We start from the raw sequence: 24,716 nt of genomic DNA on the forward strand, positions 1-24,716 counted from the left end.
GCTTCTGGATCAGCAGCTGGGTGACGGAGTTGAGCGGATTGTTGGGATCCTGCCGGGACTGCGACACGACGATGTTAGTCGCGTTCTGCAGACTGGGCTTCGCGGCGGTCGAGTTGCCGAGGTCGAGCACCAGGGTCGCGGCGCTCGCCTTGGCGATCTGGTAGTAGGCCGACCCGCCGGTGGAGTTGGCGTAGGACGCGCCGAAGGCGCCGCCGACACCGATCCGCATTCCATCGCGGAAACCGTCGGTGAGGAAGCTGTCCGATGCGTAGGCCAGGTCGCGCTCGATGACGTAGACGCCGCCGACGGTGCTGCTCGACAGCCGCACGCCGACATCCATCGTCGCGTCGAGACGGCCGTTGCTGCCCGCGCTGAGATCGAAGATCTGGCCGACCTCGAGCTTGATCGTGCCGCCGGAGATCGCGGCGATCCGGTAGACCTTCGTTGCGTCGGCGCTGGAGTTTCCGACGACGCCGGCGAGGTAGAGCGTATCGCCAACCTTGAAGTTCGCCGTGTTCCACGCCCCTGACTTGAGTGTCAGTACGCCCTGGTTGGCCGCGGTGTCGTTGGTCAGAGTCACGTCTGCGGTGACCGGCGGCGCCTTCAGGTAGTCGACGGCCATGCTGCCGGTCGAGAGCGGCGTGTCGCCGTTGACCGCGATGCTGACGCCGAAGCTGATGTTGCGGGCGATCCCCTCCTGCGCGAACGCCCGGCCATTGGTGAAGGCAACGGTGAGCACGCCGCCCGAGACGCTGAGCACCTTCATGGACGCACCGGTCTCGCCCGTCGCGTTCGAGGTCAGTCCGCCGATGTAGAGGGTGCCGTCGAAGAGCTTGCCTGTCTTGTCGAAGAAGGTGTCGTGGTCCCAGCTGCCGCTCGTCAGCGTCACGGTGCCGGTGCTGCTCGACACGTTCGTGAAGACGACGTTGGCGGTGACTGGCGCCTTGGTCAGGAAGACCAAGTCGCTGCGCTCGGCCGCGGCCAGGTCGACGAGTTCGTCCTTCGTGAATTGATGAGCATTGCCGACGGGGATCAGCGTCGTGCCGCTGGTCGAGCCGACGTCGCCCGTCGTGGTGGTGATCGAGACCGAACGGCCCTTGATGACCGGAGACTGGACGTCGACGATCGTGCTCGGGGTCTCCTTGAGGAGGCCTTGGCTGACCGCGCTCATCAGCTCGGCGGACGTCCAGCGCTTGATGCTCTTGTTGATGGTGTCGGCGGTCTTCCCGTCGACGAAGAAGGTGGCGTTGGCCTGCCTCGTCGCCGTGAGCTGACCGGTCTCGCCGTTCAGGCCGGTCGACCCCGGCAGCGCGTTGAAGAACGTGTTCAGCGCCGCGTATTGCTGCGTGAGCTTCGTCTGCCGCGCCGTCTGAGCCGACTGCAGGGCAGCGGTGATGGCGTCGGAGCCGGCATTTGCGGCAACCGCATCCGCACGGGCCGTCGCGACGGCATCGGCTAGCGCCTGCCCGGTGAGGCGCGGCGCGAAGGCGGCGTCGTAGCGGCTCGGGTCGACCTGCTGGTTCCGGTAGCTCCAATAGGTGTCGTAGGCCGCCCTGTCGGCAGTCGCGACCAGATCGGGGGTGTAGACGTCGCCGAGCGCCTTGAAGCGATCGTTGAGGGCGGCGTACTTGGCATTCAGCCCAGCCTCGGCGGCAGCGACGGCCGTGGAGGTCGCCGTGCGAAGGGCGGCCTCGCCCAGCGTCAGCGACATCGCGTCCACCGCGAGCTGCGCCCGGAGGTTGACGAGTTCGGATCCGGTAATCGTCGCGCTGTAACTGCTGTATGTCGCGTACGCGGTCGCGAGGTTCGGAAGGTAGCGGTTACCGAAGCCGGCGAAGGCTGCGTCCAGACGCTGGTACTCGGTGGACGTCGCGGGATCGACACCGAGATCGCGCAGCTCCCAATACCGGTTGTACTGCGTTCCGAAATCGCCGCCCTGAAGCTTTGTCCTGTCGAAATTCGCGAAGGTCGCCTTGACGTTGTTGTAGTCGATCGTGCGCGACGCCTGGACCTGCGCAACCTGCGCGTCGATGTACTTGCCGAACTCGCCCGTGATGGTCTGGCTCTGGTTCGTCTGGAAGGCGGCGGTATAGAGCGCCGAGGTCTCAGCTTTACTCAGGCGAACCTTGCCGGCCGTCGCGTCGAACGCGTTCCGGTAGCTCCAATAGGTGTCGTAATCCGCCTTGTCCGCGGTCGAGACCTTTGTCGCGTCATAGCTGTTGCCGAGGCTGTCGAACCGCACCCGAAGCCCGGTATAGGCCGTCGTGCGGGCGGATTCCGCCTGTGAGACCTGCTGGGCGACCGTCGCGTTGATCGCGGCAAGGCGATCGCTGCCGATCAGCAGCGTGTTGCGCGCCTCCGCCTGAAACGCCGCGGTGTAGAGGTCCGTGATCTCGGCCTGGGTCAGACGACGATTGCGGTCGCTTTCCATCTGCGCGATCTGCGCCGTGACGTTGGCGATCACGGCGTCGCCCGACACGGGCGCGGCATGCGTCGCAGACTGGATCGCTGCGAGCGCCGCGGCCGTCGCCTGCACCGTGTAGGTCGCGCTATACGCGCCCGCGCCCTGCTGGCTGCGGAACGCCCAGTAGGTCGCGTAGTCGCCGGCGAGATCGGCGTGATAGACGTCACCGTACTGGCCGTACTGGGCGTTCAGTGCCCGGTACTGCAGCGTGCGGCTCTGCTCGAGCGCGCCGATCGCGTCGCTGACATATGCGTCGACACGGTTGGCAGCGACGTTCTCCGCAGCAGCTTGGTTCCTGTAGAGCTGCTGGTAGTAGGCCAGCTCGCCGTTGGCGGCATTGAGCTTGACCACAAAGTTCGCGTCGAAGCGGCTCGGGTCGGCCTGCTGGTTCCGGAACGACCAATAGGTGTTGTAGTCGCGCTCGAGCTTGCTCTCATAGGCGTTGAGCGTGTCCAGGTATTTCTGGTTGGCCGCAGCGTCCGTGAGGGCAAGGTCCTTCCAGACACCGCCCGCCAGTTCATCCGCCCTGCGTTCGTCGCGCACGACCACGTTGTTGACGTTGAGCAGGTTGCCGCTGTCGACGACGATGGCGACGTCGCCACCCGCCGTCAGGCTGTTGAGACGCAGATCGCCCGACGCCTGCCGGATCCCGACATTGCCGCCAGCGAGGATGTCGACCCGGTCGCGCTGTGTCTGGCCCGCATTAAGGGCGAGCTTGGTTGTCGCGCCGACGGCGCCAATGTCGCCAGACTTCGCAACGAGCGTGATGATGCCGCCGCCCACGGAGCCCGCCTTGTTGGCAGCCTTCGCGATACCGGGGTTCGAGACGACCGTGACGTCGCCGCCGGCCGAGATGGCGTCCACGCCGAGCGCGTTCGCGCCGGCGTTCTGGACATAGATCGAGCCCGCAGCTGTCGCCTTCAGCACCGTCGGCAGGTAGCCGGTAACGACGCCCTGGCTGTCCTTGACTGCGACGCCATCGACCTTGATGGCCTGCATGTTCGCGTTCTCGACCAGGGTGCCCTTCACAGCGTCGAGGGTAGCCGTGCCCGTGCCGATGCTGCCGCGCGTCGAGGTCAGTACGATCGACTGGCTCTGGATCCCGGTGGCGTTGGCCTCCTGGACGATCGAGCCGACAGCATTGATCGTCGTCGTTCCCGACGTGTTGATGATGCCATCCTTGATGATGACCTTGCCGGCACCGGTCGCGTTGACGGTGATGTTGCCGGTGTCCGAGCCGAAGAACGAGACGTGGATACGGTTGTCGGCCTGGATGCTGGCAGTCGCGGTCTTCTCCTGAGGCTGCTCGCGGATCCACTCCTGGTAGTAGGTCTTCTTTCCGTACCAGGTGCTATCGACCCAGCTTTCGCCCTTCCGAACCGGGCTGAACCCACCGCTGGCGACGGTCTTCGGGTTGTCGTTGGTCGGGAAGAAGTAGACGTCGTTCGCAGACGTCACGCTGAGGCTGTTGGTGTAGTAGGTGCCTTCCGGCAGGTTGCGGACGTCGCCGGTCGTGACGGGCTTGAAGCCCGTGATCGTGTCCGGATCCTTGGCGAATGCGTCGATGCCCAGCCAGGAGGCGCTGCCCGTCGTCGTCGTCTCGATCAGGGTCTGGCTCTGGCCGACCGCGTAGACGTAGCGCCAGCCGCTGACCGGATCGTACTCAGCCGTGCGGCCGGCGACCGTCTTATCCGTGCCGACCACCGTCGGAGCTCGGTTGGTGTCGTTGTAGAAGTTGCGCACGATCGTCGAGACCGCGTCCGCACCGCCGGACGTCTTCGTCGCGGTCATGATCGTGGTGCGGTACTTCACGTCGTTCGTCGCGTAGGCGAGGTCGTTCAGCACCACGCTGCCGGACCCACGACTGCTGTTGTCGAGCTTCTCCAGGACGAGGTCGTATTTCGACGTGTTCGTGATCGTGATGTTGGAATAGCCTGCCAGTGCCTGGAGGCGTCCGGTGTCGTAGCCGGTGTTCAGGATCGTGCCAGTGATGGCGATCGAACCGCCGTAGGTGGTGAGTTCATGCACGATCAGCCGCTCGTTGATCGTGTCGAGCTCGGTCGTGACGAGGCTGTTCGAGAGAGCCGCGATCGTCATGTACGGCCCGGTCTTGTTCCGGAGCGCAGCTTCGATCTGAGAGATCGCGGTCGCGTCGACGTTGAGCGTATAGTCCGAGTAGCCGCTCTGCACGAGACCGTTAATGTTCACGTATTGAGCGTTGATCGACACCTCTTTGGCGACGAGGTTCGGCGTGCTCGAAGCTCTCGACAGGGCTGCCTGGATGTCGGCTGGGCTCGAGGCTGAGAATCCATCGTTCCTCAGCGCGATCTTGATCTGCGCGTAAGGCGAGCCCGCGATTTCATAGACGGTCTTGTCGCTGATCCCGCCGGCCACGGAAGCGGAACCCGCGACCGTCGTGTGGTTCTCGTAGACCGCGACTTGGCCGTCGACGAAGTAGTCGCCCTTGGTGTTCGCGGTGAAGATCGCGTTGAGGGCGCGGATGCTGCCATCGATGATCAGGTTGGGAGCCGGGATCCTGAAATCCCCGCTGCCGGTCGCGACGGTAGTCACGCCGCGTGTGTTGTTGATGGACAGCGTGCTGCGCGCCGCGTTGGTGAAGCTGCCGCCGCCGGAGATGGCGCTGAAGGCCGGATTGGTCGGGGTGAACTTGTCTTCTGCCGCGTTCGCGACGTTGATGTTGGTGATTGCTCTCAAGCTATCGGCAAAGTTGCCGGCTTCCGAGACCTTGATACCGTTGTAGGTCAGACCGCCGGACGCCTCCGGCATGTTGATGCCGTTGATCCGCAACGATGCGGTCGAGTTGTTCTGAATGTCGACCGTGCCCTTCGGGGCAGCAGTGAACGCGCCCGAGCCGGACAACTCGTCGGCGAACACGGCGATGCGTCCGGCGCCTGCCGTGAAGGCGCCGAGGGTAACGACCTGGACCTGCTGACGGGTCGCGCCGACGCCGGCGATGCTCCCGTCGCTGTTATAGAAGATTTCCGCGAGGCCCTGAGAGGTCAGGATGCCGGCGATGCGCAGGATCTCGCTCTGGTAGAACGCGACGAGACCGGCATCGCGCGCATAAAGCTGCTTCTTGGCCATCGCATCGTTCATCGCGTCGATGAGGCCGCTGCGCTGGTACTCGGTGCCCATCGCAATCACGATCGGCAGTTTCGGGGCAACGACCGAGGCGGTCGCTCCGCCTGTCGCCTGAGTCACCGTGAAGGAGGCCGGTGTCGCGCCGGGCGCCGCGAAGGTGCCGTCGGAGTTGATCGCCTGGCCGCCGAGATAGATCGTGCCGGTGAGCACGGTCGATCCGGCGGCGCCTCCTGCGCCTTCCGAGTAGCCGAGATCGTTCAGGACGATCTTGATGTCACTGATGATTCCGGTGCGGATCGTGCCGTCCATGACGACACGGCCGATCGAGGACTGCTTGGCATCGCCCGTCTGGACGGATTCTGGGTTGCCGCCGAGCAGGCTGTCGACTGCGCCGGCCGCCTGCGTCGCCCAGTTCGTGCCCTTCGCCTTGGCGTCGGTGCCCGCGAACCCGATGAAGTTGGTGTTGAGCACGGCGTCTCCGCCGGTCTCGAGAAGCGCCGACCCACTCACAGTGATGGTGTTGGCCTGCTTCAGGTCGATGTTCGCGCTGATCGACTGGATCGGGATCGCGGCACCGGCGAAGGTGTCGGTCTTCGCCGACAGGTCGTAGTGATCGTCGCGCTGGTCAGCCTGCTTGCCGGCGATCAGCGTGAGATCGCCGTACGCGGTGATGTGCGCGCCCGTTCCCACGGTCACGGAGTTGTCCGGCCGCAGGGTGATGTCGGTCTTGCCGAAGGCCACCGTAGCGAGGCCGAAGGTCTCCGTGTTCGAGACGAGCTGGGCGGTGACCTGCGTGTTGGCGCTCGCCGTCAGCTTGCCGAGGGTCAGCAACTGGGCGTTGTTGCCGATCGTGACCTGCGCCTTGAGGCCGGCGCCGTTCCGGCCAGCCAGTGAGGTCGAGGCACCGGCGCCCGCGAGCCCGCCATAGGTGTGCAGCACGACCTTGTCCGAGACGTCGACGACGTTCAGGGCCGAGAAGCTGATGTTGCCGTAGGCCCCGACATAGCCCGTGGTCTCGAGATTGGCGTTCTGGCCGACCGTAACCTTCGTCGAGAGGTCGAGCACGGTCTGGCTCAGCGCGGCGGCGCCCGTCACGACGGCCGCGGTGCTGCCCTGGATATGGCCGCCATCGAGCATCGGCTTCTGCACGGCGTTCCGCGCGTTGCTGGTGATGTCGTAGGCGAGGATCCCGGCATTGTTGCCGATGGCGGCTTCCGCCGCATGCGTCACGGTATTCAGGACCAGCGCGCCGCTGCCCGAGAGGGCTCCGTAGGCGTTGGTGATGACCTGCCCGTTCGTGGTCGTGGTGTGGTCGGCCGACAGGTAGAACAGGCCGGTGCCGGCCTTGCCCGTGATGAGGTCAACCTTCGCGCCGGTGCCGAACGTTGCCGTCGTGCTGCCGCCGGTCGTCGTCTCGACGAGCGCGGCCGCACCCGCGGCGACGCCGCCCGAGCCGGCAGTCGCGACGCCGGCATTGTCGTCCGAGCCGGTGGCCGTGACCGACAGCGAACCGGCGCTGATCTTGTCCGTGGTGGCCACACGGGCCGACGTCACCGTCGCCGACGTCGCCCGCGCGATCGTCGCACCCGCGGCCACGAGGCCGACGGAGGCGCTGCTGGCGTTGGAGCGCTGCTGCGTCGCGCTCGAGGCCGCCAGAGACACTGCACCGGCGATGTTCAGGACGGTTCCCGTGTCGAACAGGGCCGAGACAGAACTGACGTTTTCGGCGTTGGTCACCGTCGCGTTGAGGCCGATCAGGCCGCCGACCGCGCCGAGCGCCTCTGCGGTGTTCGAGCCGTTGGCGAGAGAAGCCAGCACAGTCAGGGTATTGGCTGTGACATTGCTCGTGCTGGTGCTCGCGCCGACATTCGCCTTGACGCTCGTCAGGGCCGTCGAGGTGCCGACAGCGGCCGTGCCGGCATTGATGCCGGTCGCCCTGGCATAGGCCGTCGGGGTTGCGGTGGCCGTCACGAGGACGTCGTCGGCCTTGATCGTGCTGCCCGACAGCGAAACCGTGACCGTCGGCTGGACGTTCACACTGGCGACCGAACCGCCGGCGGCAAGGGCGAGCAGGCCTCCCGCCACGGAGATGCCGAGCACCTGCGAGTCGACGTTGGTCGTGTCGGAGGCGCGCACCGCGACGTCACCCGCCGCGGTAACGGTGCTCGCAGTGATCGCGGCGGTCGTCCGGCTGCTGACGGTGTCGCCCGTACCGGCGCCGCCGCCCGCGACGGACAGGCCGGCCGGCGAGAAGTTCGCTGCGAAGGCGCCGGTACGCGCCCGGCTCGTCAGGCTCGCATTCTCGGTCGCGGTCACATTGACCGCAGCTTTGGTCGTGAGGCCACCGCTGAGATTGGCGATCGAGGCTTTCAGGCTGTTGGCGATGACGTTGTCGGCCGCCGCAACGGCGAGGGAGAACGCGTCCCCGCTGCCGCCGAAGCCGACGGCGGCAGCGAGCGATGCCGCACCGGTCTCGACGTACAGCGAGGAGGTGTCGCTCGCCGCGACGGTGACGTTGTTGGCCGAGACCTTGGCGTTCGTGCCGTTGCCGTCGATCTGGGCGTTGATTGTCGCGCCGATGCGGTTATGGGCGCCAGCGCCTGCGCCGGCCGCGCTGAAGGCAATCGCACCTGCCGAAATCGCAACGGAGCCGGCCGCGACATTCGCACGGATCGTCTGGCCCGACGTGGCGGTGACCGACAGGTCGCTGTCCGTCTTGACCGCGGCACCCGTCGCGAGCGCCTCAACGACCATGGCGCCCGAGCGCGTCGTCTTGTCCTTGCCGTCGACGAGTTGGGTGATCTCGCTGCCGATCAGGTTCGTCGCGACACCTGCGCCGATGCTGGCGCTAACGGCAACGCCGCCGATGCTGACGCCGGCCGCGATCGCCGCGACTTCAGCTTCGATCTTGCTGTTGTTGGCCGCATTGACCGCGACGTTGCCGGTGGCGGAGAGGTTGGCGTTGTTGAGCTTCGCCCGCGTCGTGCCACCGATCAGGTTCGTGGCGATCGCTCCGCCGCCGCTCACCGCAACGCCGACGAGACCGCCCGCCACCGCCGCCGAAGCAGCCGCGACTTTGGCGTGGATGCTCGCACCATCGAAGCCGGCAGTGGCCGGATCGTCTGCCGGAACGAGCGCTTCGACGGTGATGCCGCCGGACCTTGCGGTCACGGATGCACCATCGACCGTCGCGGTCACGGCGTTCTGGATCACGTTCAGCGCGGTCGCCACGCCGATCGAAGGCGCCACACCGACGAGGCCGCCGGCGGCGGCGATGGCAGAGGTGCCAACATCGGTGTCGATCGAAGACTGATCTTTGGCACGCACGGTGACGTTGGCGGCCTTCACGTCGGTGGTGCCGCCGGTGATCGCCGCGTTCGTCGCGAAGCCGATCGCGTTTCCGGAATAGCTTCCCGACGACGCGACGCCGACGCCGACGAGCGCGCCGGTGATGACGACGGAGGCTGCCGCGACCTGCGAGGTGATGGCGCTGTTCGAAGTCGCCGTCACCGCGACGCTGCTCGTCGCATCGACGGTCGTATCGCTGATCACGGCCTCGACCTTGGCGCCGCCGTTCTGGGCGAGCGTCGGCTGATCCGAATTACGATCCGTCGACCAGGTGCCGATGATGTTCTGGGCGCCCGAGAGGCCGATCGCGACTGGAACGCTGGCGATGCCGGCGCCGCCACCGGCCACGGAGGCCGACACGACCTTGGCGTCGATGGTCTGCGTGCTCGAAGCCGCGACGCGCACACCGCCCTTGCTGGTAATCTTATTGTTGCCCGACTGGCCGGTTGCCCGTTCGATCGCGGCGCGGGTGCTGGTCGTGATGATGTTGACGGCCGTGGCGCCGCCGCCCGCGACCTGCACGTTGGCGATGCCGGCACCGCCGACGCTCACCGTCGCCGCAGCCGCGATCGCCTTGATTGAACCGCCGCTGATCGCCTCGACAGACACGTCGCCGGAGATCGAATTCACGCCGGTTCCCGCGTTACGGATCGCGGCTTCGATCGTGTTGCCGATCTTGTTCGTGGCAACCGTAGCGGCGACCGTGACGCCGACGCTGGCGACGCCCGCACCGCTACCGGCGATGCCGGCCGCAGCGACGGTCGCCGAGATCGCCGAAGAGTCTTCGGCTGACACGCCGATCTGCTTCGCCGTGACACCACCGGTTCCCGTGCCGTCGATCGTCGCGACCGTCTTGACAGCGATCACGTTTGAAGCGCCGACACCTGCGCCCGCGACGCTGACGGCAGCCGTGCCGCCACCCTGGAACGAGGCGGAGATCGCCCCGACATCGGCAGTGATCGTCTGTTTGGACTGTGCCGCGACCGTCAGCGCGTCGTCGGAATCAACGCTCGTCCGCGCCAGGGTCGCCTGAACCTCGGCTCCGTCGCCGATCTTGTTCACGGCAATGCCGGCACCGATCGAGACGCCGACACCGGCGGAGCCCCCGCCGCCAGCCGCGATGGATGCGGCGACGATCAGAGCTTGGATGTCCGACGTGCCACTGGCCGATATGGTCGAGGCACCGCCGCGCACCGTCAGCTTGCTGTCGGTGACGCGGGCATTCGTCTTGGTGGTGATGATGTTGGCCGCAGCCGCACCGCCGCCGCTGACTGCGACGCCGGCCGAGCCGCCGGCACCGAGCGATACGGCCGCAGCCGACGAGAGCGCCCGAATGCGGGCATTGCTCGTTGCACCGACGGAAACGCCGCCGCTGCGCGTGGTCAGGCTGGCCGAGACGCCGGTGATCCCTGCATCGACCGAGCCGCCGATCGTGTTGATCGCCAGGGCGAAACCGACCGCCACCGCGACACCCGCCGAGCCGCCGACCGCGCCCGCGAGGGTGGCCGCGCCGGCCACCGCATCGATCTTCGAGGTATCGGCCGCGCTGACCGTGACGCTTCCCGCAGTCACGGTCTTGTTCGTGCCGCCGGAGATCGTGGCGCTTGTTGCCACCGCAATGGCGTTCGAAACCACTGAGCCGGCCGCCGCCACACCCACGCCGGCAGAGCCGCCGCCGCCGACCGCAGCCGAGGCTGCTATCACGATGGCAGAAATCGTCTGGTTGGACGTCGCCACGACGCCGAGGGCGCCCGCGGCCGAAACGCTGCTGTCGCTCACGAGAGCCGAGACCGCAGTGCCGCCGCCGGTCTTGAGCGTGTAGGTCGTCGTTTCGGTCTTGTCAGACTGATAGGTCTTGCCGTCCGAGCCGGTCTTAGTCTCCTTCTCGACGGACTTGTCCCAGGAACCGATGTAGTTTTCGGCAACCGCCGCGCCGATGCCGACGCCGACGCCGTTGCTGCCGCCCACGCCGACCGCGAGCGAAGCCGCCAGGATCTTGGCCGTGATGGCCGAGGAGGCGTCCGCCTTTACGTCGATCGAGCCGGCGGTGCTGTCGGTGGTCGTGAGGACGCTGCCGGTCACAGCGGCCTGCGTGCTCGTGGTGATTACGTTGCGCGCGTAAGTCACAGCAGCGCTGACGGCGACAGCGTTCGAGCCTGCGCCCGCGAGGCTGAGAGCAGCCGAGGCCGCATTCGCCGTGATACTGCCGGCCGATTTCGCGCTGACTAGGATCGCGCCCGTCGTCTGGAGGCCCTGGTCGACGTTCTGGACGATCGCCGAGATGTCATTGGCGATGGTGTTGAGACCGATGCTTCCGCCGACCGCAATCGACACGGCGTTGGATGAGCCGAAGGTCGCTGCCAGGCTCGCAGACAGGGCCTGCGCGGTAATGACGGAGGTATCCTGCGCGGCGATGGCCGCACTCGCTGCCGAGATGCCCGGAGTCGAGCCGGTCCCGTCGCCGTCGATCAGAGCCTTGGTCGCCAGACCGATGCTGTTGAGCGCGAAAGTCCCACCGACGCTTGCGGTGCCGCCGCTGCTTCCAGCAGCCGTGATGCCAGCCGCGATCGCCGCGATATTCGCAGAGATCGTGTTGGTGCTGGTCGCTCCGACCGAGAGAGCACCCGTTGCCGCGACCCGGGCATTCGATAGAGTGGCCGAGACGTTGGCGCGGCTGCCGAATGTCGGCGTCGCGCTGATGGTGTTCGTGCCCTCGTCGTAAGCCGTCCAGTTGCCGATTTCGTTGTACGCGATGGCGATGCCGAGGGCGCCTGCGCCAGCGTTGCTCGAACTCGCCCCGACCGAGGCAGCCGCCGAAAGAATGTCTGCCGTGATAGTGGCCGTGCTGCTCGCGGAGACCGAGACATCGCCCGCCGCGTTGAGAGAACCGCCCCGGCCCAGAGCGGTGGTGCTGCTGTTGATCTTGTTGACGGCCGCGGCCCCGGCGCCGGCGACGCCGACCCCACCGTCGCCCCCCACCCCGACCGCAACGCTCGCCGCCGCGGACTTCGTGCTGATGGTGCCGGTGCGGGTCGCGGCGATGGTGACACCGCCGCTACGGGTCGTCACCTGCGCGTCCTTTAACGTCGCGCTGACGTTGCCGGAGATGCTGTTGAGGGCGAGGCTGGCCGCGAGTGAGACAGCGACGCCCTTCTCCGAACCGAAGGCAGCCGCGATGGAGGCGGCGCCGACGGCGGAGGCGATGTTCGACTGATTGTCGGCCTTGACGCTGACGCTGCCGGCATCGACCGCGACGGCCCCGACGAGTTCGGCCGTGGTGGCGACGTCAATGGTGTTGCGGGCGGCCGAACCGCCGAGGCTCACCGAGACCGAGTTTCCGCTGGAGGCCGAGACGCCGACCGAGACGGCAACCGTCGTGGCGTCCACTGTTTCCTTGGACAGCGCGCGCACGCTGACGGCATTGGTCGCGCGCATCGGAGTGCCCGACACGGTCGCGCGCACTTGAGCGCCGGAGCCGATGACATTGTTGGCGACCGAGGCACCGATGGCGACGCCGACGGCCTTGCCCTCGGCGGAGCCACTCACCGCGATCGAGGCTGCGCCGGTCAGTGCCTTGATCGTGGCCTGATCGGTCGCGGAAACGTCGACGCTGGAGACCTTGGTCGCGTCGCCGATGCCGTCACCGATCTTCGAGCCGGTGATCTCGGCAATCGTGCTCCCGCCGATCGTGTTGAGCGCGAGGGCGCCCCCGCCGCTGACGGTCGCGCCGCTGCCCTGCGACGAGACCCCGGCCCCGACGGCTGCGGCGAAGGTCTGCGCGAAGATGTCGGCCGTGCGCGTCGCGGCGACCGTGACGGGACCTCGGCCGGAGACGTTGGCGACCTGGACGATCCGCGCCGTGACCTCGCTGGTGATTTCGTTGTCGGAGACCGAGGCGCCGATCGCGACGGTGGGCTTCGTGCCGGTGTCGTTGGAGTTGGCGCTCAGGTTGGCCGAGACGGCGAGGGCAATGGCCGTGGCCTTGATGATCGCCTTGTCCTGGGCCGCGACGTTGACGCCGCCCGCCCCGGATTCGACCGTATAGGTCTTTCCGGAACTATCGGTACCGTCGATCAGGGCCTTGGTCGACGTCGTGACATTGTTGAAGATGACGAGGCCGGCGCCCGCGACCGCGAGATTCGAACCGCCATTGCCGCCGCCACTCCCACCGCCAGTCGAACCTGCGACGGCGACGGCCGCTGCGAGTGACTGTGCGGTGATCGTCTCGGACGAATTGGCATCGACCGAAACGCGCCGCCCGGCCTTGAGCGACGACTTCGACACGCTAGCGCGCACGTCCAGCACGCCGGACGCACCCTTGGCGAACTCGGCACCGATCGGCAGCCCACTCTTGTAGGAGCCGATCATGTTGAAGGCGATGCTTGCACCGATGGCGATGGCTTGGGAGGTGCCCTTGCCCACGACGACCGCGACTGCCGCTGCATCGACGCCGGCCGTGATCGCCGCCGTGTTGCCGGCGGAGACCGTGATGTTGCCGTTTCCGCCGGTGCCGTTTTGCGCCGGGGCAACGTTGCCCTGCGCCGTGACCTTGCTGTCGGCGATATGCGCGTCGACGCCGCCGAGGATGGTGTTGAAGCCGAGGGCGCCACCGCCTCCGAATCCGACATTCTTGCTGTCTTCCGTGCTCAGCAGCACGGCGATGGCGGCCGCGGTCGCCTTGGCGTTGATCGTCGCCTGGCTGGCGGCGGAAACGCGCACGTCACCGGCGCTCGCGGTCAGGTCTGTGACTCGATCGATGCCGGCGGTGAGAGTTTCGTCGACGATCGTGTTGCGCGCGATGCTCAGCGCCACGGAGACGGTGTGCGCGGTCTGTGAGCCGCTGCCGGACTGGCCGCTGCCGGACTGATTTCCACCGGAGGACTGGCTCGTCGCCGGCGACGGCGGATAAGCCACCGAGATCACCGGCGCGGTGACCACCGCTTCGATAGTGCCGTTGCTAAGGGCGTTAACGAGGACTCCGCTGGTCGCCTTCAGGCTCGGCACGTCGGCGACTGCCGCCGAGGTCGAGAGGCGGGCGAAGTTTAGGCCGACGACGGCCCCGACGCTGGTGACCGACCCACCGACGGTGGTCACGGCGTTCTCGATATTGGCCTTGATGGTCGCGTTCGAGCGCGCGTTGACCGTGACGAGACCGGTGGCGTTGATAGACTTGCCGGTGATCGAGGCGGTCGCGGCGAAGGGGCTGGCAGTCTGAGTGGCCGTCGCGAGGTCGGTACCGAGAATGGTATCGGCCAAGTCGAACAAGACGTTCTGGCTCGGCACGCCGATCTTGTTGAAGGTAGCCGTGACGCCGACGGCGGTCTGGCTCGACTCGACCGTGCTGTCGACGGTCGCCTTGATGGTGCCGGTATTGGCCGCGTCGACCGTGACGTTGCCGACGGTCGTGCCCGTAGCACTGTCGCCGAGCTGGCTGTTAGCGATCCTCGCGGTGCTGGTTCCGTTGACGACGTTCGCGGCGATGACGCCGCCGACGGCGATCGCGCTCTTGTCGTTCGGGTCGGTCCCGGCCTTGAGCTTCGCCTCGACCTTGCTGGTGATCGTCGTGGTGATGGCGCCCGTCTGGGCGGCCTTCACGCTGACGTCGCCCGCACGGGTGACGCTGGTGTTCTCGAGGCTCGCCGCCGCCGTGCTGCGCACGTCGTTGCTAACGAGAATGCCGCTCACGGCGACCGCGGAGGGCTTAGTGGCCTTGCTCTCGGACGTGGAGGAAGAACCACTTGCCGGAGCCGTGGAAGAGCCGCTCGTGTCCTTGCTGTCGGCGAGGTTCAGGACACCCGGCGGCAAGAACTTCATGAACTCGCGCAAGTTATTCTCGCGCCAGGAATTGGCCTCGGTGAAAATCGACTTGTTGCTGAGGTCAACGTTCGATTGCGGAGCGCCGTAATAGACGTAGCGCTTCTCGGAGGCTCCGTCCTTCACGTAGACGATGTCGCCGAACTTGATGCTCCGCGTGCCAGACTTGGTGGTGTAGGTGTAGTCGTCGAGGATCTTGTTCGCGAAATCTTCGAGGACGCTCGGCTTGGTCAGGCTTGCGACCGCAGACAGTGTGTTCTTGGACGTGATCGAACCGTTGCTCGTCGCGGAGATCGCCACTGCACCGCCCGCATCGATCGTGCTGGTGCCGGTCACAGACGTGTCGAGTGTGTCGCTGATCGTAGCGCGCGCCCGCGCGTTCACCATGTTGCCGCTCAGAGCGACGCCGACCGCATAGGCGCTCGCGTCCTTGAGGACGGCGTTCGATGCACTGGCCTTGTTGCTGATCGTCGCGTCGATGGTCGCGTCAGACTTTGCCGTGACGGCGAGAGCGCTGCCCGCTCCCGTAGTGACGGTGCTGGCGAGGATGCGGGCGCTGGCGCCCGACGGGTTTGCGTCGCTCTTCAGAGCTTCCTGGATGAGCGGCTGGCCGGTGATCAGGTCGGCGGCGCGGAACAGAACGTTCTGGTCCTTCCAGCCAATGGTATTGAAGGCGAGCGTGATCGCGACGGCGCCCTGGTCGCTCGAGGTTGCGGTCTTGTTAATGGCCACGATCGAGGCGGTATTGGCCGCATTCACCGTGACGCCACCGCCGCCATTCGCTGTGCTGCTGACGATCTCAGCCGTCGCCGTGCCGAGCACGGCATTCGTCGCGATGATGCCGCCCAGCGCGAGGCTGCGGTTCTGCGATGTCGCGCCCGCAGTTGCGGACTTGTCCGTGCTGGCCGGTGCGGCCGAGCCCGTGCTCCCCTTGCCATCCGTCGATTTGTAGGAGCTGGCCGACTTGACGTTCGCCGCGCTGTCGGCGGTTGCGGTGATCGTGGCCTTCTCGGTGGCCGAGACGGTGATCGCGCCGGTGCTGGTCGTCGCCGTGACGCCGGTGATCTGGGCGACGGCGTCGCCGTGCACGCTGTTCAGAACCACGAGGCCGCCGATGGCGAGCGAGATCGTGGATTGCGGCTTCACGGTGCCGGTCGCGGCGGTGTTGCCGGACGATGCATCGCCCGACTTCACACTCGTCTCGGTCGCGGGCGTCGCGGGTGCCACGGTGGGAGCCGTGCTGCTACCGGAGCCCGAGCCGAGCGTCGGAAGCGTCAGCGCATCCGGGATGAAGTTCGAGTCGAGCGCCCGCTTCCAGAGCGTTTTGTCGGTGTAGTCCGTGGCTGCGAGATCGAGCGTCTTCGTCTCACCGCCCATATAGATATAGATGTCGCCGGCCTTGTAGCCGTCGAGCTTGCCGAGCGCGGCCCAGTTCGTCTGGTCGGTCGACAGATTGGTGATGGTGCTCGGCTGCTTGTTCGTCAGCGGCGAGCTGCCGAGATACTTGTAGACGACACCCGAAACAGTGTCCTGGATCGTATCGCCGGTCTTGATCGTCACCGCGCCCGCGTCGGTCGACTTGTATGTCGGCTTGGCGTAGCCGTCGGCGATCCGCACGCGCGTGCCGAAGCTGACCTCTTGCGCGTTCTTGACCTTCGGCACCTGACCGTAGGCAGAGAGATCAAGCGTGCCGATGCTGTCGGTGCTGATGCCGAGGGGCTTCAGGAAGTCGTTGAGGCCGTCCTTGAGCTTGACGATTTGGGCAGCCGCATCGTTGATCGCGCTGTCGAGTCTGACTTGCAGACCGATCGCCTCGCCGAGCACCTGCTTGTAGCTGCCGGTCGTGAGGTCTCCGCTCGCCCGCAAGGCGGCGTCGTTGAGGAATCCGCGGCGGGCCGCCTCGGAGGCGAGCTTCATGGCGGCCGCGCGGGCGTCGGTCGCGCCTTGGTTCAGGGCGCCGAGCTTCGTCTGGTCGTCGAGAGTCTTCGCCGCGTCCGTCAGCCGCTTGGCGAGACCGGTTTGATCGTTCGCCGGAACCTGGATGGCCTTGAGCTGCGCGATGAGCTCGTTGTTCAAGCCGGTGAGATACGTCGACGCATCGGCGCGAGTGGCGAACTTGAGGAAATAGTCTTCGACGGTCTTCGTCAGCTTAGCGGGGAGAGCCTGTGCGTCAGCGACGAGCTGCTTGACGCGTGCAACCTCGGCCCAGGCCTTGGCCTCAAGCTTGTTGATCTCTTCGGGCAGCAGATCCTTTCGGTTCTTGATCAGGTTCGACTGGATGGTGGCCGACTGAACCTCGTTCGGATTCGTCGAGAAATCGGACGGCAGGAACTTGTTGAGCTTCGACTGGTTCGTGATCGCGCCGCCGGAGCTCTTCACGACGGTCGAGCTGGTGACGATCTGGACGTTCGAGGCGATGCCAGCAGCGTCCGTGGCGAGGACGGACAAGGCTCCGCCGACGGTGATCGGCTTGCTGGTCCCGGTATTGTCGATCCGCGCGGTCGCGCTGCCGCTGACCTTGTTCGAGGCCAGCACAAGGCCGAAGCCGGTCCCGCCCGCGCCCTTCAGGGCATCCGTCGAGGACTGGGCTGCGTTGCTCACCGTCGCGTTGATCTGGGCGGACGAGTTCGCCGTCACCGACAGGTCGCCGCCGGCCTTGGCGGACGAGCTCACGATCGTGGCGGTCGCACCCGCGCCCACCTCGCCGCCGAAGGCATCGGAGAGCGTCGGCGAACCGATCAGGGCATCGATCGAATTGAACAGCAGATTCTGGGTCTGGTAGCCCACCGAGTTGAAGGCAAGCGTAACCGCGGCCGCGACGCCGAGTTCGCCGCCTGACGTCGTGCTCGCGGCGCGCAGCGTGGCATCGACGCCGGCCTTGTTATCGGCGGTGACATTGAGGTCGCCGGTCGTCGCCTCGACCGTACCGCGCAGGACGCTCGCCGTCGCACCGCCGCGCACGACGTTGGTCGTCGCGATGCCGTTGACCGCGATCACGGAGCTGTTGCTGTTCGCTCCGCCGCTGGTGCCGGCCGAACCGCTCTTGGAGGCGAACGAGGCGCCGCCCGAGGCGGTGACGTTCGAGATGACGTTCGCCGAGATGTCGGAGGCGTCGCTCGCCGAAACGGTGAGATCGACATATCCGGTCACCGTCGCATCGGTGATCCGGGCGCTGGCGCCGCCATTGACCTCGTTGAAGACGATGAGGCCGCCGAAGGCTTTCGAAGACGAGGCGGGCGTGCGCGTGTTCGACGGGACCGTGACTGTGCCGTCGGACGCCGTCGTCGGCTTGGGAGCCGGATCCGCGACCTTGTCGAGCTCAGGCATCACGGTCTTGGCCGCGGCCGGGATCCAGTTGTCGCTGGTGTAGTCCTCCTTGTTGAGGACGACCTCTGTCTTGTCGGGGCCGCGATAGATGTAGATCGTACCGACTTCGCCCTTGGCACCGGTGGTCTCGGTGCCAGCCTTGAACAGCACCGTTTCGCCGACATTGAGGATGGGGTTCAGATCCTTGGAGCTGTAGCGCGCCTTGTCGCGGGTGACCGTGGTGGTCGTGCCGTCCGTCCCGGCGACGGACACGGATTCCTTGGTGGTGTCGCTCGACGCGGTCGACGACGAGGCCGTCGGCGCGGTCGAGACCGTGGCCCCCTCGGAAATGGCGAACCACTTCGTCGTGTCGGCGTAGTTCTGCTCGCCGAGCTTCAGCTTCGTGGCCGAGCCGATATAGACGTAGACTTGGCCAGCAATGGCCGGATCGGTGTTGTTCGGTCCGGGCGCCACGGCGTAGTTCGCCGCGAGCCTTATGCGGTCGCCGGCCTTGAGATCTTTCTCGCCCGATGCCGTGGAGTAATCGTAGATGTTCTGCGCTGTCTTCGCGGCCTGTTTGGCCAGTGCAGCGACGGTCCCCGAGACGGCAGACGATCCGATCAGGGTGCTGCTGGAATCGACGCCGGCCTCGTTCTTGGCCGAAACCGTGACGCTTCCGTAGGTCGACGTCACCGTGGCCGCGAGTTGCGCGGGTGCGGTGGTGGCCTCGGTCGGCGCGCCGATATAGGCCTCGGCCTTCGCGTTGACCTTGTTCGAGGCGAGTAGGGCTGCCGCTGAGATGCCCTTCGCTCCGGTCTCGGCCTTGTAGACGGTGCTGGCGGTATCCGCCTGCTTCACCTCGTTGCCGGTGACGGCCTTGATCTGCGCGCGGCTGTCGGCGGTCACGGCGACGTCGCGCTGGGCGCTCAGCGTCGTGCCGGTGATGTAGGCCTTCGCTGCGGCCGGGCTGTCGCCCGCCTTGGTCGCCGTCGCGATCAGCGGGTCGCCGACGATCGTGTCGACGGCCATGAAGAGCGGGTTCTGCTGCTCGTAGCCGACAGTGTTGAAGGCGAGCGTGAAGCCGAGTGCGGTCGTCTCGCCGGCGACGGAGCCCTTCGCGCTGGCATCGACGTCGGATGCGTTCACGCCCTTGACGCTGACGCCGCCCTTGGTCGTGAGCATGCTGTCTTGGATGAAGGCGGTCGCCGCGTTCAGCACGCTGTTTGAGACGAGAATGCCGTTCAGAGCCGTCCCGCCCGAGATCACGCTGGCGTCGAGCGCCTTGATCGAGCCGGTTGACTGCGCGGTGACGGCGACATCGCCGGACAGGTTGAGGGTCGTGTTGACGATCTTGGCTTCGGCCTGCCCGAGGACGGAATTGCGGGAGAACAGGCCGCCGAGCCCCGTCGATGAGATCTTGCCGGTTTTCGGCTGGGAGCCCGACGTCCCGTTAGGGACGACGTTCGTGGAATCGAGCTTCTTCCAGAGCGAGAAGTCGCTGAAGTCGCGCGTCGTGTCGCCGAGATCCTGCGCCGCCGCGAACTTGGTGCCGACATACTGATAAACGGCGCCCGGCTCGCCCTTGCCGGTCCAGTTGTCGCTGAGGCGGATCTTCTGACCGAAATCGACCAGCCGCGAGCCTGAAGCCGTCGTGTACTCGTACTGGCCGAGGAGGGTGTCGGCACTCTTGTCGGCGCCGGTGACGGAGCCCGCTTTCACGGCCTTGGCCGACGCGCCGACCGTGGTGGTCGAATCGATGGAGACCGAATCCGTGGCGGCCACGGTCACATCCGTGCCGGCGACCGTCTTCCCCTTCGCGTCGATCGCAGCCTGTGCCGCGCCGCTGACGCGGTTCATCGCGACGATGCCGGAGACCGCGAGCGCGTCGACGCTCGCCGCCTTGGCCGAGGCGCTGACCTTGTTGCCGAGCGTCGCGTCGATCGCAGCGGAGGATTCGGCGCTGACTGTGATCGCACCCGTCGCCGACACCGCGCTGTTCGTGATGTTGGCACGCGCCTGCGCGGTCGACGGCGTCGTCAGGTTGGTGCCGACCAGCGCGTCGAGGGTGTCGAAGGCGAGGTTGGAACTCTGGTAGCCGATCGCGTTGAAGGCGAGCTGGATGCCGGCCGCCCGAGCGGTGGTCGTCGGAGGCGTCGTCTGTCCGGTGCTGGTTCCGGTGCCCGAAGCGCCACTCGTCAGGGCCGTCGTCTGGGCATTGACGGTGGCATCGATCACACCGGCCGCGTTGGCGGTCACCGAGACCGAACCGTCTCCGCTGGCCGTGGTCGTCACGGTCGTATCGACGATCGAAGCGTCGGCCGCCGACAGGATCGTGTTGGTGGCGATGACGGCATTCACCGCCAGCGCCGTCGACTTCGAACTCTGCGCGCCGGCGCTCGTCGCCGGCTTGTCGAATGCGGATGTCTGGCCGGGGACGGTGCTCGGCGTGCCGGTGCCAGCCGTTCCGCTGGACGTGGTGCCCTGCTGTTCCTTGATCGTGGCGATCGCCTCGACCGTCGCGTCCGTCTTCGCCGAGATCGTGGCGCTACGATCGGCGGCGACGGCGACGCTTCCCGACGTCACGGTCGAACTGTTGACGGTGGCCGTCACACCGCCGAGAATTTCGTTGCGGACGATGATGCCGCCGGCGGCAGTGCCGCTCGAGCCGGTGACACTCGTCCCCTTGGCCTCGCCGTCGACGACGCGACGCCACAGGTCGAGATTCGTGTAGTCCGCGGTCTTGAGGTTGACCTTGGTCGTGTCGGTCGCGTCCGGGCCCATATAGGCATAGACCGCGCCCTTGACGCCGATCGGCTTCCAGTCCGCTACGTCAGTGAAATCGGCTTTGCTGAGATCGATCTCCTGCGCCGCGCCGTTCAGCGCAGCGTTGTTGGTGGGGGCGTACCGATAGTACGTTCCGACGTCGCCCTTGCCCTGGAAACCCGGGCCAACCAGCACGACGTCACCCGCCTTGAGCGACTTGATCTGGGAGGCCGGTTCCGGCGTCTTGCCAGTCTGCGCATCCGCGGTGCTCGTCGGCAGCTTGTTCTTGAGTCGGTCGAGGGGGGTGCCGGTCACGATCGGATCGAAGCCGGCAAGGTTCGCGAAGGTGATCGCAACCCTTTGGGCGAGCTTGATCGCGACGGGGTCCGACGCGCTGGCCTTGTAGTCCGACTTGATCTGCGGCTGCTTGCTTGGAAGGCCGCCGTCGCTCGCAGCCTGGCTGGACGCGACGAGCTTGACGTTGGAGCTGATCGTCGAGGTGTCGGCGGCACGAACGCCGAGCTCGCCCCCGCTGGTGATCGTCGCCCCACTGATCACGTCGGCGGTCGCAGACCGTGCGATCCGGTTCGTCGCGATGATGCCGCCGATGCTGCGCGAGCTCGCGTTCGTCACGGTGCCCGTTGGGCTCGACACGGTCGGCCGGTTCAAGGCCGTACGCGCGGTGTTCAACGACGTCTGCTTTGCGGCAGCCTTGGTCTGCTGCTTGACCGTCTGTTCCGGCGTCTTCACCGTAACCGTGTTGCTGACAGTGGCGTTGACGGTGCCGGCGCTCACGGCATTGACGCCAACCTGGCCGCTAGTAGCCCTCACGTCGGCGGCCTCGATGCGAGCCCGGATCGACTGGGTCGCGGCCGTTGTGAAGAAGCCGGTACCCAACACGACGTCGAGCGCCGTTCCAACGATCTTGTCGGCAAGCTTGTCGGTGACGATGCCGTCGAGCGTGTAGCCGATCATGTTGAAGGCGGCCGCGCCGCCGATGGCCGTGCCGCCGCCCTTCGAGGCGTTCTCGGCCGTCGTTTGAACGCGCGAGTCGACATTCGAGACATCGCCCGCGGTGACGGTGACGTCTCCGCCCGTCGACGTCACGGTGCCGCGCGTAATGGTCGCCGTCGTGTTGCCGAGGACGACGTTGACGGCGAGCGAGCCGGCAACGCCAACCGTGCTGGAAACCGCGGCAGCCTGGGCGTTCGCGGTCAGATCGAGGGCGTTCTGCGCAGTCAGCGTCACGTCGCCCGTGGCACTCATCGTCGAGTCGGTGATGGCCGCGGTAATGTCACGCTGGGTGGTGTTGATCGCCGAGCCACGCGCTATGGCGATGAACTCGCTGGGGGCCTTCACGGGCTCGTAAGAGCCGGTGTCGATCGGTTCGGCGATGGCCGTTGCGGCCGTTGCGTCCATTGCGACGATCGAGATCGCGCCGCCCGTGGCCGTCAGGCGCGAAATTTCCGCCTTGGCACTTGTCGATCCGGTCAGAAGATTGCGCGCCTGGACGGCGCGCGCCTCGATCGCGGTATCGTTCGTCGCGGCCGCCGTGAGCGATGCGCCGGCGATCGCGACGCCGCGAACCGCGACGCGCACGGTGTCGTTGACCGTATTAAGGATCGCACCCGCCTTGATGGGTGCCGGCAGCGAACCGTCGCCGGGAACCGAGTCGTCGTCGTCGCCATCTCCGGCCACGAGTGTCGTCGTCGTGGTACCGTTCGTCGTCGTCGACTTCGGGGCCTCGGTGGCCGCGCGGATGCGCGTCTGAACTGTGCCGCTATTCGCAGCTTGGAGCGCAACGTTGCCGTCGGCGGATATGACCGTCGCACCAGGTGTGGTCACACCCGTAAGCGGCTTGTCCGCTGCAACACCGACATCAACGCTCGTCGTACGGTTGAGCGTCTGATTGCCGGTCAGCGCGAAGATGTTGAGGATCGAGCCGAGGACGGGAATGTCGCCGCCGTCCTTCGCCACCAGCGTCGTGGTGGAATTGGTGCGGTCCGTCGCAGAGAGCTGCACCGAGAGCTTCGGGTCGCTTCCCGCGATCGTCTTATTGCCCGTCTGGGCGATCCGAGCGTCCGAATCGACTGAGACCTGCGTCACGTTGGTGATCGTCGTCTCGGCCTTCTTGACCACACCTTCGACGGCAAGTTCGGTCGGCGTAAAGATCGTCGAGAGATCCGCTTCACCGCGAGCGACGGCCTTGATCTGGTCGGCCGTGCCCTTCGCGGTGTCCTTGAAGGTTCCAACGCCCGGCAGCACGAGCCCGATCGCCTTGACGTTGACCGTCGCGGTAGTAGTGGCAGCGATTTTGACGGTCCCGCCGTTCACGACACCATGCGCGCCCACGACGATCGCCGACGTGTTGGTTTGGGTCGGAGTGATGCCCTTGACCTGAGACGAAGCCGACGACGTCAGCGTGATGCTGTTCACCACATCCGTCGTGAGCGATGCGTCACCGGCGGTCAGGACCTTGCCGTCCAGGGTCAGCGTCGCCAGGCCGGTCGTGTTCACCGACAGCGTCTGCGTCAAATCCGGCGCATCGTCCGTCACCGTCGTGCTGCTGCGGACAGCGATCGCCACCGAGGCACCGCCGATGACGGCGTCCTGATTGACGGTGACAGCCATCTTGGCAGTCGAGGCTGGCGTCGAGCGGTCGTTGCCGTTCGTCGTGAGCACCGGGGTAACGGTAGCGTCCGCGACGATCGAGACACCGTTGGTCGCGTTGATCGTCTTGCCCTTGGCGACGGTCAGCGCGTTGTTGCCGGCACCCCCATGGAACGTGATGCCGACATTGGCGAGATCTAGCGAGCTCGCCATCTCGATGGTGTCGTCACCTGCGCCACCGTCGAAGATGAGGTTTAGGCTGCCACCGGCAAAGGTCAGGTCGCTGTCGAAGGCGATCTTGTCTGCGCCGGTGCCACCCGAGACCGTGAAAGAAGGTCCAGGCGGCAGAGTCGCGAGATGCAGCGTGTCGTCGCCGCTGCCCAGGATGATGCCGAGGCTCGTGGTCGGTGCGGCGAAACTCAGGCTTCCGAAGATCGTCTGAGAGGACGCCGTCGATGCGAGGATGTAGTTGCCGGTGAGGCTGTCCTTCGAGAGCGAGGCGTCGATGCCCTTGCCCTGCACGACGCTACCGGACAGGTCGAACGAGAGATCGCTCGTCCCACGCACCGCGACACCATTGAACGTGCCCGACAGGCTCCCGCTCGCGCCGATTGCCAGCGTGTCCTGCGCAGACGAACCAGCGAGGTTCGCGACAGCGGAAAAGGTGCCGGAGAATTTTCCAGCGGTGATCCCGCCGGCATTGGCGCCCGACAGGTCGAATTTGGCGATGCCCTCGTTTGACAGGACGGCGGTGTTGTTGAGGTCGCCGGCGGAATCTATGAAAGACAGGATCGGCTTCTGGTCGCCGGTCAGAAGATCGAAGGATTTAACATCGACCGTAATGTTCTCTTTCTGAGCAGAGCCGATGAGCGTGTAAGTCGCGGTAGAATCCGCGCTGATCGGGCCGAAGGAATAAAGCGCGGTCTGACCCTGCGTGCCGCCCTTGTAATCAAAGATTTGTATGCGCTGAACTTTAACTTCCGGATGCGAACTATCTTGGCTTTCGCTGATCAGCTTGACGAGAAGTTGATGATCCGCGACCTGAGCGTCGCCCGTGCCGATCTGATAAGTGATGTCACTGTTCAGGAGGACGCGCGGCTCCAGCGGATCGAAGATCAGCCGATCGCGGGCAAACAGCTTGTCGGCCTTCGCCTTGAGCTGAAGGACCAGCTGGCGCTTCGACGGCCGCAAGGCGCGCGGCGCCTCGACGGTGCGCGCACGATCGCGGCGGCGGAACAGGGGCCCCCAGAAGCCTTCCGACTTGAACGGAAAAGCCATTGCCGTCTCTCCAACCGGTCAATGCGCGCCC

General features: G+C 66.3%; 1 protein-coding gene (running past one end of the window). It reads right to left on the bottom strand.

Annotation, left to right across the window (positions count from 1 at the left end):
• Positions 1-24,685: the 5' portion of an LEPR-XLL domain-containing protein gene (locus GGR33_RS19425; protein ID WP_183508278.1), read on the bottom strand. 16,184 nt of this gene lie to the left of the window's left edge; 24,685 of the gene's 40,869 nt are visible here — the first part of the coding sequence; it begins with the start codon at positions 24,683-24,685; the stop codon falls past the left edge of the window.
• Between the last annotated feature and the right edge of the window lie 31 nt (positions 24,686-24,716).

The organism is Methylobacterium brachythecii (assembly GCF_014196345.1).
Lineage (GTDB): Bacteria > Pseudomonadota > Alphaproteobacteria > Rhizobiales > Beijerinckiaceae > Methylobacterium > Methylobacterium brachythecii.